Consider the following 16,547-nt stretch of genomic DNA (forward strand, 5'->3'; position numbering starts at 1 on the left):
TTATGTCCATATCGGCAGCAGCGTTTCTCCCCGGTCCGTTGAGGGCGCAGGAGTAACCGAAAGCGAAGAGATTTCATCGCGCCACTCTGGAGTCATGTCCACATCGGCTGCGGCGAGCGAATCCTCAAGCTGTTCCAGGTTTCTTGCCCCAATAATCGGCGCCGTTATCACAGGATGCGACATTGCCCAGGCGACGGCCAGCGTCGAGGGCTTCACGCCACGCTCCGTGGCATAGGCATTAAACCGGTCGGCTACGGCAAAATTCATTTCGTCCGCATAGCGGTCCGTATATCTTTTCTCTTCAACAAGCCGTCCCTGCTCCGGCCGTTTGTTCACTCCGTATTTGCCCGTAAGAAGCCCGGCTCCGAGCGGGCTGTAGGAAATCACACCTATTTGTTCGGAGGCGGCGAGCGGTAAAATTTCCACCTCGGCTTGACGTTTAACCAGGTTATACATCGGCTGGATCAACTCGAAACGGGCAAGCTGCTCTTTTGCGGAAATCCCCAATGCCTTGGCAATCTGCCAAGCCGCCCAGTTGCTTACTGCCGGATAGAGAATTTTGCCCTGCGCCTGAAGATCGTCAAGCGCGCGGAGTGTTTCTTCCACCTTGGTCTTCTCATCGAACATATGCACAAAGTAAAAATCGATGCGATCCGTCTTCAAGCGCCGCAGACTATTTTCAACCTCGAGCAGGATATGACGACGGGAGAGCCCACCGGCATTGATATCTTTTCCCATGGGATAGAACACTTTGGTGCTCAGTACAATCTCATCCCGGCAATCCGCGATACACTCTCCTAGTATTTCTTCAGAACGCCCCCCGCTATAAACATTCGCCGTATCAAAAAAGTTAATCCCAGCTTCACGGCAGCGCTTGAACATGGCTTTGGACGTTTCTTCATCCGCGTTGCCGCCAAAAGACATCGTACCAAAGCATAAATTCGAGACTTGGATTCCCGTTTTTCCTACTGTGCGGTATTTCATGATCAAACCTCCCTACTTCCCTTTTGAGAACACTTCTTTGGCTACCATAATGGCAGACATCGCTTTTGGCCAACCCGCGTAAAAAGCAAGATGGATAATGACTTCTTTAAGCTCTTCTTCCGACAGTCCGTTCTCTTTGGCTTTGTTCAAATGAAATCCCAGTTGTTCCGTGTTTCCGCCAGCGATCAGGCTGGCTACGGTAATCAAACTGCGGTCACGCGGAGCCAGCTCCTTGCGTTCCCATACATCGCCAAACAGAATATTGTCGGTAAGCTCCACGAGTTTCGGGGCGAAATCTCCGATCACTTTTTGTGCGCTTGTAAGCTCTTTTTCGTTGGTCATTAACTATCCCCTCTTTCATTAATTTTCAAGGAAATAATGATTATTGATACATTAATATACATCCGTCTATAATTATAAGAGGATAAAGAATATCTTCAATTGTTAAATAAGTGCGATTTGTCAACTACTGAACAGATGCTCGCAAATTGTTAATTAATTCAGAAAGCATGGTGACCCTCCAATGTCCAAAGTGGACCGTAGAATACTCAAAACGCAGGAAGCGTTAAAAAAAGCTGTAATTGAATTGATGTCCGAAAAGAATTTTGATGACATTACGATACAGGATCTTTCCGACAGGGCGAATGTGAGCCGCGGAACCATCTATCTTCATTACATGGATAAATTTGATCTGCTGGATAAGCTGATTGAAGAACATATTGACGAGCTGCGGAAGCTGTGCGAATCGGCATGTCAATTGGATTTTATCGAGGCGACGCTGATCTTCTGCGAATACTTCGAAAGTCATTATTCCTTCTTTTCGCTAATGTTGGCGAGTAAAGGGGCTCCTTATTTCCGCAATCGGTTCCTTAACTTTCTAATCGAAGAGTTCCGAAAAGAAGTGGACATAAACGGAGGAAAAAACCAGGGATTAAATGAAGAGCTTATCGTCAGGTTCGTTGCGTCGGCTTACGTAGGAGTGGTTGAATGGTGGTTCATGAATGAAAAACCGTTCCCGCAGGATGTTTTGGCCAGACAACTGGGGGCTTTATTAGAAAGAAATGTATGATCTGTTCATTAATAAACAAATACAGCGGATTTAACAATTGCGTCTCGTATGAATACGTTTATAATACTAAACGGGTGTGCATTAAAGTATCCATGTTTTTTATCTTCAAGAGAAAAGGAGTAGAGAACAAACATGTGCCAAACTCGAGTATTAAGTGTCTCCAGCGCCAAAGCGCCATTCGAAAAAACCACGATTGAGCGGAGAGCCTTACGGCCTCATGACGTCCTGATCGATATTCAGTTTAGCGGAATTTGCCACTCCGACATCCATAGCGCATTCGATGAGTGGGGCGGCGGAATTTTCCCCATGGTTCCCGGTCACGAAATCGCCGGTATTGTGGCTGCAGTAGGAACAGAAGTTACCAAATTCGCGGTTGGCGATCGCGTTGGCGTCGGCTGCTTTGTTGACTCCTGCGGAGAATGCGAATACTGTCTTAGCGGCGAGGAGCAATATTGTACAAAAGGTGTTGTCGCCACCTATAACTCCCTCGACTATGACGGTAATCCAACATACGGCGGATACAGCCAACAAATAGTGGTAACGGAAGGATTCGTTGTCCGTATTCCGGACAGTCTGGAGCTGAATGTGGCAAGCCCGCTGCTGTGTGCAGGCATCACGACATACTCTCCTTTGAAGCACTGGAACGCCGGCCCGGGCAAAAAAGTTGCCATTGTGGGTATGGGGGGTCTTGGCCACCTCGCCATTCAATACGCGCATGCCCTGGGTGCTGAAGTCACCGTCTTGAGCCGGTCGATCGGTAAAAAAGAGGAAGCCCTGAGCTTTGGCGCCGATCATTATTTTGCAACCAGCGATCCCGCTACATTCAAAACATTGGCCAATCAATTCGATCTCATCTTAAATACTGTGTCTGCAAATCTTGACGTTGATGCGTATTTATCGCTGCTTCGCATCGATGGAACGCTTGTCAATGTCGGTGCGCCGGCCGAGCCGGATAAGTACCAGGTATTTTCCCTGATCATGGGCCGCCGCAGCATCGCAGGTTCACTCGTTGGCGGAATCCGGGAAACGCAAGAAATGCTCGATTTCTCTGCGGAGCACGGCATTGCCCCAAAAATCGAGGTGATCCGCGCGGACCAGGTAGACGAAGCGTATCAGCGTGTCCTCCGCAGCGATGTGCGTTACCGGTTCGTTATTGACGTATCTACATTGTAATTTGTAAAAAAGGAGGGTCAGCCCACTTAATGGGTTGGCCCTTTTTTTGTTTGCCGCCAGAGCTTTGCCAAAGGCTTTTTCAAAGGGAAGCGGAACAACTTAGTTTTCTTTTTCCAGAAAAAGGGTATGAAAATCGGCTTATGTGAAAAAATATACAATATAGCTAAAGACGAGGTGATTGTGATGAGTGAATTACAGGAACTCAAGGCTCTTCTGTGCGAATGCGGTCTCTCCAAGCGTCAGCTTCTAAAAGAGCTGATTGATGCTGTCACGGACAATAGGGCAATATGCGGGCAGTGTGAAGCCGGGTGTATCAATTGTCAAACAGGCTGCAATACCGGACCTACAGCAAAGTGATGCGCTGGTTTAAGGACTTCAAATCATAGAGGATGAGGTGACATTAATGAATGGGTTAAGTGAAATCAGGGCTCTTCTTTCCGGAACCGGTCTCTCGAAGCGTGAGCTTTTAAGAGAGCTTATTATTGATGCTGTAACGGAGGATGAGGAGGAAATCGCAAGATGTACGATAGGATGCTCCATGCGCTGCACATCATGTTCTCCAGGATGCTCCAACGGAGGAACAGTTAAATGATACGGAGGTTATCATTATGGGACTTCTTCTAAGCCCCGAAGTGAAGCTGCGGCCTGACGGGGGAAGGTCAATCTTGTTTACCGCCAATCCGGGGGATAGCCAGCAGGATGTGTTTAAATTTCTATTCCCGCAGCAGGCTGTAATCCTCTCCTTGTTTGACGGGAAACGAGACCTGACTGCCGTTCGTGAAGCCGTGGCCTATATCTTCGATCTGGATATGGAAGCTGCGTCTCGGCAAGTGGATGCCCTGCTGGCTGTGCGGGTAAATGATGAACAGACCATGGAATCCTTGATCATCGAAGCTTCCGGCATCAACCCGGATCAGGCACGGATATACGATCCCAAGACTTTCATTGTTCCGGAAGAGATGATTGACATGGATGATACCCGGTGCAAAATGCCCTACACCTTGCTGGTACTTCCGACCATGCGTTGTGTGACCAATTGCAGGTATTGCTATGCTGATCGTGAGGGTTTTAGAGGCAAACAGGAATTGGATTTAAATCTGTACCGCCGCCTGTTGAAAGAGGTCCGTGAGTGCGGTATAGAAACCGTCGAGTTCTCGGGGGGCGATTTTTTTTGCCGGGAGGATGCTTTTGATTTCATTGAAAGTACTCTGTCTGCAGGTATGTATCTCAATATCCCCACGAAGTATCCTTTATCCAGAAGTATGGCCCAGCGGCTCGCGGCAACCGGACTATCCACCATCCAGGTTAGTATCGACGCGCTTAACCCGGAAATCGTTGACCGTCTCATGGGTCTTACCGGCTATGGGGAGAAAATACTGCAAACCCTCGATTACTTGGGTGAAGCGGGAATCAAGGTCCGTACCAACACGGTGCTAACCCCGGTTAACATCAAGGATGCCGTATCCCTTGCGCGGTATTTGATGGACAAGCCTTATGTGCTGAGGAGCAATTTTACTTGCTACGGACGTTCCTTATATCGCCATGACGACAGCCTGTTTTGTTCCCCGGCGGAATTAGAGATCTTCGAGGAAGAATTCAGCAAGATCAAAGAGAAATTTCCGGACAAAATAAATTTCAGCGGCGCCAATGATAATCCCTATGCCGGAGAGGAATCGTTAAGGAAGAAAAACTTTTGGGAAAGAGCTTATTGTACGGCTAACCGGCGCGGTGTTGTTGTGCTGCCCGACGGTAAGGTAACCATCTGCGAAGAGCTGTACAATCATGAACATTTTATTATCGGCGATTTGACGCAACAGACTTTGCTGGAGGTATGGAATTCGCCAAAAGCCTTGGAACTTGCTTACCCGGATCAGGCTGCCGTTTCCAACGGACCTTGCCGGGATTGCTCTGATTTCCAGCAGTGTCATGAAGGTCTCGGAAGATGTGTCAGAGAAGCTCTTAAAGCTTACGGACTGGATCAGCACTACGCTCCAGATCCCCGTTGTCCCCGGGCGCCTGCAGGCAGCCGTTTGGCTTAAGAAGAAACGGCTGTGCCGTCCTCTCAGGAGGAGGGCATCCGTTTCTCGTAGAAATATAAGACCAAACGATAGGCGCAAAGCTTATAAAGTCTAATGTTTTAAAATAAGCCGCAGGCTTCTTCGGGGACTGACCCCATAACGCAAGACAAATCAAACCCCTTCTCAAATTAAATAGCCAGTCGCCGGAAATTAACCGGCGACTGGCTATTTATGTTTCGTTTCCGAACTTTAGTATCCTTTCCTTCAAAAAAACTTGATATGTCCATCGAGCAGTTGTAATATAGATATCACAAATCCATTATGGATATCTATTATCTATATTCAAATCAGGAGGTGAACCTATGAAACTGACAGCCGGTCTGGAGCAGGCTGCGGCTATTGTGGTTTTACTAGCCACACAAGATACCAAACTGCCGCTTGCTTCCGATGAGATTAGCCGGATTCTTGAAGTATCTCCTTCATATCTGAAGAAGCTTATTCGCAAGCTGGTCATTCAAGGAATCGTAAACTCTGTTCCTGGAACCAAAGGCGGAATTACGCTAGCCAAGCAACCTGAAGAGTTAAGCATGCTGGATTTGATCGAAGCCATTGAAGGGCCAATTGACATGTATAAAGACACCGGGCTTCTAAATCATGCCTTTAAGGATGGGCGATATGCCGAAAATGGTACCGAAGTAGTCAAATCGGTATTTGCAGGCGCTAATCACCTCTTGTCCCAGTATTTTTCTTCCATTACCGCAGCTGATCTTCTTGAGAAAAGTATGGGTAACACGGCTCTTCCGAAGCTGGACTGGAACACAATGACACTTGCAGAATTTTTGAAAGAAGAGTGAATATCCGATGAAAGTATTCAAACTGGAATGGAAGAATATTTTTACAAACCGAATACTGCTGGGAAGCCTTATCGTTCTAATGCTGGTTCCGATTATGTACAGCGGGATCTTTCTCAGTTCCGCCTGGGATCCATACGGCCGTACAGAGAACCTTCCAGTAGCCGTCGTTAATCTCGATCAGCCTGCCAAATACGGCGGCAAAACCTTGAACCTGGGTGAAGAGCTCGTTAACCAGCTTAAGGATAATACGGCTTTGGATTGGCACTTTATTGAGAAAGCGCAAGCGGAACAAGGCCTTGAGGATGGTGAGTATTACATGGTCATAACCGTCCCCGCTGATTTTTCGGCCAATGCCTCTACCGTTCTGGATACGAATCCCAAGCCTATGAACCTGACGTATGAAACGAATCCGGGCAGAAACTATTTTGCCAGCGTGGTTTCCTCACAAGCAGCAGCTTCCGTCAAGAACTCGATCGCTACCAACGTGACGGAAGAATATGCTCAAGCCCTTCTTGATCAGCTTGGGACCATTGGCGATGGATTCAGCAGCGCGGCCAGCGGATCGAGACAAATTCAAGAAGGGATTATCCGCGTACAAGAAGGAAATCACAAGATAACCGATGGCCTGCAAAAGCTTGCGGACAGTACCCTTACTTTTAGCGAAGGAGCCAATCAAATCGTTGTAGCGGTAAATTCCGTACAAAACGGTGCAAATCGCCTTTATACGGGAGCGAAACAGCTTAACCAAGGGGTCTCAGCCTATACTGCCGGAGTGAGCGCACTTCAATCGGGAAGCCGCAAATTCACACAGGGGGCAGATCAGTTGGCTTCCAGCACTCCCGCTCTGATTGCCGGGGCCCGGAAGCTTTCGGAAGGAGTAGAACAAATCGCACCAGGGCTTGAGAGTCTGAATAAAGGTACACAATCGGCCCTGGAGGGAAGCCATTCCCTCACCCAAGGCCTTCAGGGTTTAAGCACAGCCGCTTCCCAATTATCGGATGCCGCTACCGGGGTTCCCTCTTTAGTCAATGGCCAATCCGCACTTCAATCAGCGATCTCTAAACTTCAGACGGGATCCTCAGCTCTTCAAGAGGGACTTGGTCAGCTAAATGGCAGCTTGCCATCCGAGGAACAAATGAAGCAGCTGACACAGGGCTTGTCTGATATCCAAAAAGGAATCAACGGGTTATCCCAATCCATCTCAGCGGGAAGCGATATGTCAGCTGCTGTGCCTTCGGTAAAAAAGAGCCTGGAGTCCGCGCAGAACGCTGTTAAAGCTCTATCGGCTCAAGCTCAGACCAATGGACAAGACATTATTGCTTCGGTTACAAGTACGAGTGCCTATCAAGCTTTAAACACAACTCAGCAGCAGGAAATGCTCACTGCGTTATCCGATGAATTATCCCGGCAAGGTGAGCAGCAAAAGTCCCGGTTAGAGTCGCTTTCAGCGTCTCTGACTGACTTGTCCGGAACCTTAAATAACCAGGTGCTGACTGCCGTTCAAGGCTTAAACACACTTCCTTCGGCTCTTCAGAAGCTAAACGGAGCTGTGAACCAAGTAAATCCTAAAGCGTCGGCAGCTATATCCGGTTACTCTGCAATTGCCTCGGCGATTAACGATAAGCTGCTGCCAGGCTCAACCGCGCTCAATCATGGTTTAACGCAAGCTGCTGCGGGAAGCAGCCAGCTCGTTAGCGGTGTTCAAAAATTAAACAGCCAAATGCCCGTACTCGCAAGCGGCACTCAACAACTCTATCAAGGAAGCCAATCGCTGACTCAAGGCCTTACCGCGCTCGCCGATGGAAGCGGGCGATTGGCGGATGCCTCCGCACAGTTTGGAACCGGTGCAAGCAGCTTTTCCTCGGGAGTCACCAAGTATTCGGAAGGATTGCAGCAGCTTAACCGCGGAGCAGTGCAAATTGGAGGAGGGTTGGATCAATTAGCCTCCAAATCTGGGGATTTGTCTAGAGGCGCCGAGTCGTTACTTCAGGGCATCGGTACTCTTTCTTCGAATCTCCCGGCTCTGGCCAATGGAGTCCAGAAGCTCTCCGGAGGCGCGGAACAAATACACAGCGGGTCTTCTTCCCTGCTTGACGGTTCTCAAAGTTTAGGCGAAGGAATCGAAAAGCTGAATTCCGGCTCGGCTGAACTTTCAAGCAAGCTGACCGACGGAGCTGCTCAGATCCAGAATGTAAATAAGACGGAAGCCAATGCCGGGATGATTGCCAACCCGATTAACCTGGAGAAGAACGAATACAGCGAAGTTCCCAATTACGGGCATGCCCTCGCACCCTACGTCCTTGTGTTAGGCCTTTTTGTCGGTGCAATCGCATTTAATCTGGTTTTTCCTCTTTCGCGTCCGACAGAAGTCAAAGCTACAGGGTTTTCTTGGTGGTTAAGCAAATTCTCCGTCGGAGCATTGCAGGCCGCTTTCGCGGCTCTGGTCATGAATGTGATCATGCTGTATGGTATGGACCTTCAAGTCGACCACCTGGGACCATTTGTCCTGTTGTCGGTTCTTGCATCCATTACCTTTATGTTCTTGGTCATGCTTCTCAATGTTGCGTTCGGTAACCTGGGCCGGCTGCTATCTATGATTCTGTTAGTTATCCAGCTCGGCGCAAGCGGCGGCATGTTCCCGATGCAACTCAGCAACTCGTTCTTCCAATCTCTGCATTCTTATCTTCCGATGACCTATTCGGTTGAAGGAATGCGTGAAGTCCTTTCTTCCAGCATGGCCTCCGGGCAGTACACTCAGAGTATGATGGTTTTGAGCGGGTTCATGATATTGTTCAATGTGCTTCTCTTCGGCGCCATGTTTGGTAAAGCACGAAAGGATTCATCCATGATCGAAACCACTGAATCGAATGCAACGACTATGTAAAAAGATTATGAGGTAAGTAATTAACGAAAAACCCAGGCGAGAATGATCTTGCCTGGGTTTTTCGTGTGTGAAGTGCAGCTCTTATTACTCATCAAAGAGAATAAACTCACGATATTTTCGTGCAATGACATCCAGTATCACTTCTAACCCAATCAACGAATAAACGACTTGCCTTTGATAACTTGGCAATGGGGTTGCTTCAAAAAAGAATGCATAGTCGGCATGCTCGGTCAAAAAATTACTTCCGAATTTCGTAATGGCTGCGATTGTTACGTTTTTTATTTTTAACTCCCGGACGACATCTTTTATCATTTCTGTTTCGCCGCTAAACGAAGTAAATATAACCAAATCATCTTCCGTTATAATAGAGCTGTTAATCGCCAAGTTAGTCTCGCCTGAAATCAATATATTTTGTCGATTCGCAATCATTAAATCCTTGGAAAATTCTTTAGTGAAATTATTCTGTGAAAAACCGGTGGCGTATAAAAAGACCATGCGTGCATTTTTCAACTTCACCAGGAAAGGCTGGAAATTTGTTTGCTCCACATATCGAAAAATCCGGTCTAAATCCTGTTTTAATAGTTGAGTCAGATCACTTGGCTCTAGTGAGGATAGGGTCATGTCCGACCTGAGAGCATACTTCAATTCTGAAAATCCATGATATCCCAGCTTTTTGGCCAAGCGAAGCACCGAACTTTTCGAACTAAGCAATGCCTCGCCCAATTCGACGATATTCATGCTTATGACATCTTGGGGCCGATTGGTTATGAATCTTACCATTTCTTTTTCAGAATCGGTCAAATCGTCATAATTTATCTTTACACGCAAGTCAAAATCCATATAGCTGCTCCTCGTTATGTAGTATTACTAAGTATCATCAGTTTTAAAAATAGTATACTGCAAAAAAAGACTAGTGAGAGGAGATGCTCCACTAGTCTAATCCTTTTGTCAGTTCTTCATTCTTCAATATAATAAATTACCGCTTCATACGGGCGAAGCTCCAGATTGCCCAGCTCTTTCCGGGTATCCGGATAATTGGATAATAACAGTCTGCCGGATGAGTGCTTCAGCTCCTCAGGCAATTTATAATTGACTTTGCTCTCGGAGAAGGAGCAGATGACGACTAGTTTCTGCTGATCCAGAGTACGCGTATACCCGTAGACAGCGGAATCCGTCGGATTAATCAGCTCATAGATTCCGTCAACCACGACCGGCAGCTCTTTCCGTAGACGGATCAGTTCCTTGTAATGGTAATACACCGAGTTTGGATCGGCCATGCAATCCTCCACGTTGATCCAGTCGTTATCCGGGCTGAAATCAATCCACGGTGTTCCGCTTGTAAATCCATAATTATCCGATCCATTCCATGGCATCGGTGTGCGCGCATTATCACGTGACTTCAAGAAGATGGACTCTTTGATGTACGCTTCCGGAAGTCCTTTTTCCTCAAATTCTTCCTTCATACAATAGGTTTCAATATCCTTATACTGATCAAAAGAAGCAAAGCGGACATTGCGCATTCCCAGCTCTTCTCCCTGATAAATATAAGGCGTGCCTTTCATCATATGAAGGAGTGTTCCCAGCATTTTTGCAGATTCTACCCGATAGGTTGTGTCGTTCCCAAAGCGGGTAACCGCACGCGGCTGATCATGATTGCTCCAATAAAGGGAGTTCCACCCCCTGCCTTCCAATTTGTCCTGCCACTCCGTCATAACGTCCCGTAAATCACTCAGCTTGAAACGAATGTCCGAGAACTTTCCGTAGGGTCCGTAGTCCAGGTGCATGTGATCGAAATGGAAGACCATATTTAATTCTTTGCGATCCGGGTCTGTGTATAAAACCGCTTGGTCACTATTGGTATTGGCTGTCTCGCCCACGGTCATAATATTATATTTACTCAATACCTCTTGATTCATTTCATGGAGAAATTCGTGAACGCGCGGCCCGTTGGAGGCGCCGATATAATAAGACTTGGTATAGATCGCGTCATCCGGCGCATCCGGCCAATCCTGACGTTTACTGATTAAACTGATGACATCCATCCGGAAACCGTCAATTCCCGTCTCAAACCAGAACTTCATCATATCATAAATCGTTTCACGAACCTTGGGATTCTCCCAGTTCAAATCCGGCTGTTCTTTAGCAAACAGATGCAGATAATATTGTCCGCGGCTTTCGACATACTCCCAGGCCGGACCGCCAAAAGTCGAGCCCCAATTCGTCGGCGCGCTTCCATCCTCTTTCGGATCTTTCCAAATGTAAAAATCTGAAAATTCATTGTCGCGGGATTCACAAGACTTCTTGAACCATTCATGCTGATCGCTTGTATGATTAACCACCAGGTCCATAATAATCTTGATATCCAAGCGATGCGCTTGATCCAACAGCCGTTTAAAATCATCCATTGTCCCATATTCGGGATTAATCTTGTAGTAATCTGCAATGTCATACCCGTTATCCACCAGCGGCGATTGATAAATCGGATTCAGCCAGATCACGCTGATGCCCAAATCCGCCAAATACGGGAGCTTTTCAATGATTCCGTTTAAATCGCCTATGCCGCTCCCGGTCGTATCTTTAAAGCTTTGCGGATAAACCTGATAAACGACACTTTTCTTCCACCAATCTTTTTCGTTCGCCATATTATTCATCATCTTCATCATCTTTTGGCATATTGGCGACAAAATCATTCACATATACTAACTGCTGTCTGGCTTCATTCACGGCAAACAGAATTTGATCCGCCGTTAAATATTCATCCTCCGGCTGCACCAGTACCGCAATGATAACCGGCAGATTGATTCCCGCGATAATATGAAAATGCGGACGGCTTAAATACGCTGCAAATGCCTGGTTCACCGATCCCCCGAGCAGGTCCGTGAATACCACTACTTCATCATCTTCCCCTACATCCTCCAGTAATCCCTTGACTTCTTCCTTAACCGGTGTGTTGGTCAGGTATGCTGAGAGGGCATGAACATTACCGATACCTTTAGTGATATAATTCAAAGTGTCTTTTACGCCTTCTGCCATTCGATCGTGGCTGGCTATGATTATTTTTCGCATAGACTTCGATTCCTTCCTCTTTCTTTATCAATTAAACGCCCAGAATTCCAAGGTAAGAGCAGACTAATGCTAAACCAATAATCAAAAATATGATGCTTGTAAGGCCGATCTTCTTCGATCCGATCAACTTATAGACGATAATGGTTAATACCGCAGGCAGCAGCGCCGGCATAATCTTGTCCAGAATTTCGGTTTGAATGGGTAGCGTGACTTCTCCCGTTTGATATTTAAGCTGAACATTCATTTTGACAACGGCTGGAATTAATGCGCCAACTACCGTTAACCCCATGATGGAGGCGGCTTCAGTAAAAACATTTAATCTGTCGCCCAGGGCAGTGATTAATTTCAAGCCGGAGGTGTGGCCCACGTCGAACAATTTAATACGGAAAAAGAAAAAGACGATGTTGAGCAGCAACCAAATAATCGCACCTGTCGGATTTCCCTGTAACCCCATATATCCGGCAATTGACCCCATGATGGTCGGGTACAGTACCCAAATAAGCGTGTCTCCAACACCGGCAAGCGGTCCCATCATCCCTGTTTTAAAAGCTTGAACCGCTTCCTTCGATTGGATGCCATCCTTCTGCTCCATCGCCACCGAGGCTCCCAGGAGGAGATTGGCCATCCAGGTCGTGGTATTGAAGTAGTTGAAATGATTATTTAAAGATGCTTTATAATCCTCATCTTTTTTATAGATTTTGCGTAAAACCTTGTTCAGTCCAAACACTACCGCCGGAGCCTGCTGGTTCTCGTAATTAAAGGTGTTACAAGCCATGAACATATACCGGATGGCTGCTGACCGAATGTCTCTTTTCGTTACCTGATTTGTTGCCGGTTCTGTGTTACTCATCGAATTCGTCTCCTTCAACTGAGGTATTGCCGTTCCCCGCCGCCGCCGCCGCAGGTGTACTATTTATTTTTTGGGTGAAGAAATAATAGGCAAAGGCGAAGCCTAAAATGGCAATTCCCAGAATCGGCAAGCCCAGATACGCGGAAATCACAAAGCCAATCAAGAGCATCGTCAGGTACTTCTTCACTGGCATAAACTGAAGCAACAAGGCAATCCCGACTACCGGCAGCATGGACCCGGCTATGGATAATCCGTCTGTAAACCATTTCGGAACAACATCCAGCAGCACCTTCACGATCTTATCTCCGAAGATTACACAAAGTAAGGTGGGAATCGCTGTGGTTAAACCAAAAATAAGGGGCCCAATCCAGAAAATACGGTTCATTTTGGCGAATTTTCCTTCGTTCAGCGCTTTTTGAGCCGCATGAGACACATAGGAATTGAGGATCTTGCCCAGAACATCCAATTGAATACCAAGCATTCCGACAGGCACCCCGACCGCCAAGGCAATGGCTTTCGCATTTTCAATATCACCGGTTGTGCGGAGGGCTACATAAATCCCGACAAGCGTCGCAAGACCGTAATTGGGTACCGAGGACCCGCCTATATTGGCTACCCCCAGGGCCATTAATTGGAAAGTCCCGGCTATGACCATGGCCGTAGGGACATCGCCCATAATAACTCCGGCAATCATTCCGATAATGGATGGGAACCAGGTAGTGATAACAAAACCCTGCTGGTCCAGAACCATCCAGAAAGCTAATGCAACAATGAGTATCGCTTGTATAATCTCCATGTTTTATCCTCTTCCTGCTTGGTTATTTGATATAGGTTTCCAGTGGTTCTTCTGCATCTCCCGGCACAAAGTGAAAGGTGACCGGAATTCCTTTTTCTTTTAATGCTTTGAGATCGGCTACTTCTTTTTCATTGACAGAAACCATCTTCTTAACCGTTGTTTTGCCTTCGCCGTCAAAGATGATCCCGACATTAACTTTCGGAATTTGAACGCCGCCCGCAGCAAGCTTCAACAGCGTTTCAGGCTCCCGGACAACCAGCAAAACATTATGATCGTCATATTTTCCGGCATTGAAGTTGGTAATGGCCGTATCCGTATCAATGATCGACATCCCGGTTCCGGCAGGCTTGCTCATGCGCATCGCCGTTTTTTGGACTTCATCCTGACTTACAACATCATCCACGACCATCAGCCGTTTGGCTCTTGTATGTCCTGCCCACTGCGTTACCACAATTCCATGAATCAAACGTTGATCAATTCGCGCCAGTACGATACCCATATCTCTAATCTCCTTTTGTAAGTGTTTTCTTTATGGCCATGAACAGAGGATATCACCATGAGAAAACGCTAACAATACGTTTGGAGGAAGTTAGGAAAGCGCTTATTAAACCGGGAAAAGTATCAGATGTAAGGGAAAATTCCCACTGTCCTCCACACGGGCGGACGCAAATAGAAAACCCCTGACCCATCAGTATTTCTGACGAATCAGGGGCAAACGAAACGACCGCTCCCCGGTAGAATACCGGGAAACGGTCGCAGTCAGATTGCAGATTTGTTCTTGACAATAGATGATACATCATCTATTCTAAATAAATGATGTGTCATCTAATTTTATTTACATATTTTCAAAAGAAGAGCTTGGCACGAGCAAAGGAGGAGTTAACAATGGAACTTTCATTTAGCAATGAGTTAATCATTGACTGCACTGTGGCACGGGTTTATGAATTTTTAAGAAATGTGGAGAACTTTTCATCTTGGAATTATGCTGTCATGACCGTAGAGCCGACGGGAGATCGTAAAGATACCTATAGATTGACAAGAGATTTAGTCCACTCGCAAGAAATAGAAACCATTACGGTCATTGAGGCTCGGACAGACCAATTCCTCCATTTGCAAGCAGCCGGCGGCAGATTTGATTACGAATCTAAATATGAGCTCAAAACATTTGAAAATAAAACCTTACTTGCCAATCATGTCATCATGAAGCCTTCCGGTGCCAGCGGTATTCTGCTTAAGCTGCTAAAAGGGAATATACAACGTGAAGTAAACAATAACCTGCACGTATTAAAAACTCTGATGGAAGAGAACGGAAGCACTAATATTAAGGCAAAGGAGCTTCTCTTATGAAAAAAAGAACCTTGGGAACATAAGGGCCAACTATCTCTGCCATTGGATAGGCTGTATGGGAATGAGCGAATTTGACAGCGTTCATCCATTGACGGCCGTTCAATCGGAATATTCGCTTATGGCTAGAGCTGTAGAAAACACGATATTGCCGACTTTGCAAGAATTGGGCATCGGTTTTGTTGCTTACAGCCCCCTTTCCCGCGGATTGCTCACAGGTCGACTGAATCAGGACGATCTTGATCAAGAAGGGGTATTCGGATTCAAGCTCAAATATAAAAAGTCTAATTTCTCGGTGTTGTAAGTGAGAATTAGACTTTAGTAACTTCATAAAAGCACCCTAAAGGTCAACGAGTTGTGTCCATAAAAATGGTATCCATAATCTTATTAATGTGAATTTCTGCTGTATTTAATGAATGAATATTTAAATCCTCATTTTTGATTAACATAGGGAGTTCTGTGCAACCCAATATGATCGCTTGTATACCGTCTCTATCTGTCATTTGTTCAATGATATTTAAAAAACCTTTTTTTGTATCGTTGTTCACGATGCCATTTTCTAATTCTTCAACAATTTTTCTATGAATGTATTCCTGTTCCGATTGATTCGGTACTACCATCTCTATGTTATGAGAAACAAATGGTTGTTTGAAAAAATCATTTTCCATCGTAAACTTAGTACCTATAAGACCTATCTTTTCTAAGCTCAATTCTTGTGCTTTTAAATAGGTTTCTTCTACAATGCTTATCATAGGTACTTGGACTTTTTCTTGAACTTGTTCAAAAACAATATGCGGTGTGTTACCAGTAAACACCACAAAATCAGCCCCAACACTTTCTAATTTTTGAATGGCATCCGTTAAGTAATTAATTAACTCTTGTGTCTGTCCATTCATAAGCAAATTAAACATCTTATACATATTAATGCTGTTAATAAAGAGTTCCGGTAATTCTTCTTTACTACCTATCTTTTCTTGAAATTTAGAAATTATGGATTGGTAATAATCTACTGTTGATTCTGGTCCCGTACCTCCAACAATTCCAACCTTTTTCATCCTATCAGTCCCTTATCAGATATTTTTACATTTCATACTTTTGTATATTTCTTCATTCATAAAGTTTCATAAATATAGGTGCCACTCTACAAGGTTGTATTTCTATTTTCTTCCATACATTTCCGACGACATAAGGTTCAATTTTCAGCCAATTATCCAGTTCTTCTCTCGATGAATAGTCCACTACCATCATTGAGCCTATCATTTTCCCTGCATCATCAAGGATAGCTCCACCATACAAATGCTGTCCTTCTTTAAATCTACTTTCTACCGATTTTAAATGTTCTTCCCTTGCCATTAATCTTCTTTCCATTGCATTTTCATCAGTGCCATCATAAGCTGTAATAATGTATTGCATGATTCAAATCTCCCTTTCCCTAAATAAATCAATTTAACGTAGACTATTGAATGATTGCTCCTATCCATGCTTTTGTTTTAATTGGGTATTCGGATT

The 16,547-nt window shown here is 45.7% G+C and carries 17 protein-coding genes; 7 read left to right on the forward strand and 10 right to left on the reverse strand.

The window, feature by feature from the left end; all coding sequences use genetic code 11:
- Together G5B47_RS18345 and G5B47_RS18350 are read right to left on the reverse strand one after the other, a co-directional pair.
- Positions 1–984: an aldo/keto reductase gene (locus G5B47_RS18345; protein ID WP_165101058.1), complete on the reverse strand. Its 984-nt coding sequence runs from the start codon at positions 982–984 to the stop codon at positions 1–3.
- Between the two features lie 12 nt (positions 985–996).
- Positions 997–1,326, reverse strand: coding sequence for a carboxymuconolactone decarboxylase family protein (locus G5B47_RS18350; protein WP_165101061.1), 330 nt, complete (start codon positions 1,324–1,326; stop codon positions 997–999).
- Positions 1,327–1,507: 181 nt separating this feature from the next.
- Here G5B47_RS18350 and G5B47_RS18355 point away from each other — a divergent pair, with 181 nt between their 5' ends.
- The 5 genes from G5B47_RS18355 to G5B47_RS18375 all read left to right on the forward strand — a co-directional run bounded on the left by G5B47_RS18355 (position 1,508) and on the right by G5B47_RS18375 (position 8,982).
- A complete protein-coding gene (locus tag G5B47_RS18355; protein WP_165101064.1) occupies positions 1,508–2,053 on the forward strand; it encodes a TetR/AcrR family transcriptional regulator in 546 nt (181 codons plus the stop codon).
- Between the two features lie 132 nt (positions 2,054–2,185).
- The gene (locus tag G5B47_RS18360; protein WP_165101067.1) at positions 2,186–3,226 is read left to right on the forward strand and encodes an NAD(P)-dependent alcohol dehydrogenase; all 1,041 of its coding nucleotides are present in this window, start codon (positions 2,186–2,188) and stop codon (positions 3,224–3,226) included.
- A 608-nt stretch (positions 3,227–3,834) separates the two neighbouring features.
- Complete coding sequence (locus G5B47_RS18365) at positions 3,835–5,265, forward strand: radical SAM/SPASM domain-containing protein (RefSeq protein WP_165101069.1); 1,431 nt, start codon at positions 3,835–3,837, stop codon at positions 5,263–5,265.
- 341 nt (positions 5,266–5,606) lie between these two features.
- Complete coding sequence (locus G5B47_RS18370; RefSeq protein WP_165101072.1) at positions 5,607–6,098, forward strand: RrF2 family transcriptional regulator; 492 nt, start codon at positions 5,607–5,609, stop codon at positions 6,096–6,098.
- A 7-nt stretch (positions 6,099–6,105) separates the two neighbouring features.
- On the forward strand, positions 6,106–8,982 hold the full coding sequence (locus G5B47_RS18375) for a YhgE/Pip domain-containing protein (protein WP_165101075.1): 2,877 nt from the start codon (positions 6,106–6,108) through the stop codon (positions 8,980–8,982).
- Positions 8,983–9,066: 84 nt separating this feature from the next.
- Here the strand turns inward: G5B47_RS18375 and G5B47_RS18380 are convergent, their stop codons facing one another.
- The 6 genes from G5B47_RS18380 to G5B47_RS18405 all read right to left on the reverse strand — a co-directional run bounded on the left by G5B47_RS18380 (position 9,067) and on the right by G5B47_RS18405 (position 14,193).
- Entirely contained in the window at positions 9,067–9,822 is a 756-nt protein-coding gene (locus G5B47_RS18380; RefSeq protein WP_025332971.1) for a MurR/RpiR family transcriptional regulator, read from the reverse strand.
- A gap of 116 nt (positions 9,823–9,938) precedes the next feature.
- A complete protein-coding gene (locus tag G5B47_RS18385; protein WP_038595491.1) occupies positions 9,939–11,624 on the reverse strand; it encodes an alpha-glucosidase in 1,686 nt (561 codons plus the stop codon).
- Between the two features lies 1 nt (position 11,625).
- Positions 11,626–12,048 carry a PTS sugar transporter subunit IIA gene (locus G5B47_RS18390; RefSeq protein ID WP_025332969.1) on the reverse strand — a complete coding sequence of 141 codons (423 nt, stop codon included), beginning with the start codon at positions 12,046–12,048 and terminating at the stop codon, positions 11,626–11,628.
- A 31-nt stretch (positions 12,049–12,079) separates the two neighbouring features.
- The gene (locus G5B47_RS18395; protein ID WP_025332968.1) at positions 12,080–12,898 is read right to left on the reverse strand and encodes a PTS system mannose/fructose/sorbose family transporter subunit IID; all 819 of its coding nucleotides are present in this window, start codon (positions 12,896–12,898) and stop codon (positions 12,080–12,082) included.
- Positions 12,891–13,694 (reverse strand): PTS mannose/fructose/sorbose/N-acetylgalactosamine transporter subunit IIC, encoded by an 804-nt coding sequence (locus G5B47_RS18400; protein WP_025332967.1) that lies wholly within the window; start codon positions 13,692–13,694, stop codon positions 12,891–12,893. Before G5B47_RS18400 ends, G5B47_RS18395 begins: the two co-directional genes overlap by 8 nt.
- Positions 13,695–13,716: 22 nt before the next feature.
- Positions 13,717–14,193: a PTS system mannose/fructose/N-acetylgalactosamine-transporter subunit IIB gene (locus tag G5B47_RS18405; RefSeq protein ID WP_025332966.1), complete on the reverse strand. Its 477-nt coding sequence runs from the start codon at positions 14,191–14,193 to the stop codon at positions 13,717–13,719.
- 386 nt (positions 14,194–14,579) lie between these two features.
- On the opposite strand from G5B47_RS18405, the gene G5B47_RS18410 reads away from it, so the two are divergent.
- A complete protein-coding gene (locus G5B47_RS18410) occupies positions 14,580–15,041 on the forward strand; it encodes an SRPBCC family protein (protein WP_165101078.1) in 462 nt (153 codons plus the stop codon).
- Positions 15,042–15,102: 61 nt separating this feature from the next.
- Positions 15,103–15,342: an aldo/keto reductase gene (locus G5B47_RS18415; protein WP_328804578.1), complete on the forward strand. Its 240-nt coding sequence runs from the start codon at positions 15,103–15,105 to the stop codon at positions 15,340–15,342.
- Positions 15,343–15,385: 43 nt separating this feature from the next.
- Here G5B47_RS18415 and G5B47_RS18420 read toward each other — a convergent pair whose 3' ends face one another.
- Positions 15,386–16,093, reverse strand: a complete 708-nt coding sequence (locus G5B47_RS18420) for an aspartate/glutamate racemase family protein (RefSeq protein WP_165101084.1) — start codon at positions 16,091–16,093, stop codon at positions 15,386–15,388.
- 52 nt (positions 16,094–16,145) lie between these two features.
- A complete protein-coding gene (locus G5B47_RS18425; protein ID WP_165101087.1) occupies positions 16,146–16,451 on the reverse strand; it encodes a YciI family protein in 306 nt (101 codons plus the stop codon).
- Between the last annotated feature and the right edge of the window lie 96 nt (positions 16,452–16,547).

It is taken from the genome of Paenibacillus apii, assembly GCF_011043685.1.
Taxonomy (GTDB): Bacteria; Bacillota; Bacilli; order Paenibacillales; family Paenibacillaceae; genus Paenibacillus_AQ; species Paenibacillus_AQ sabinae.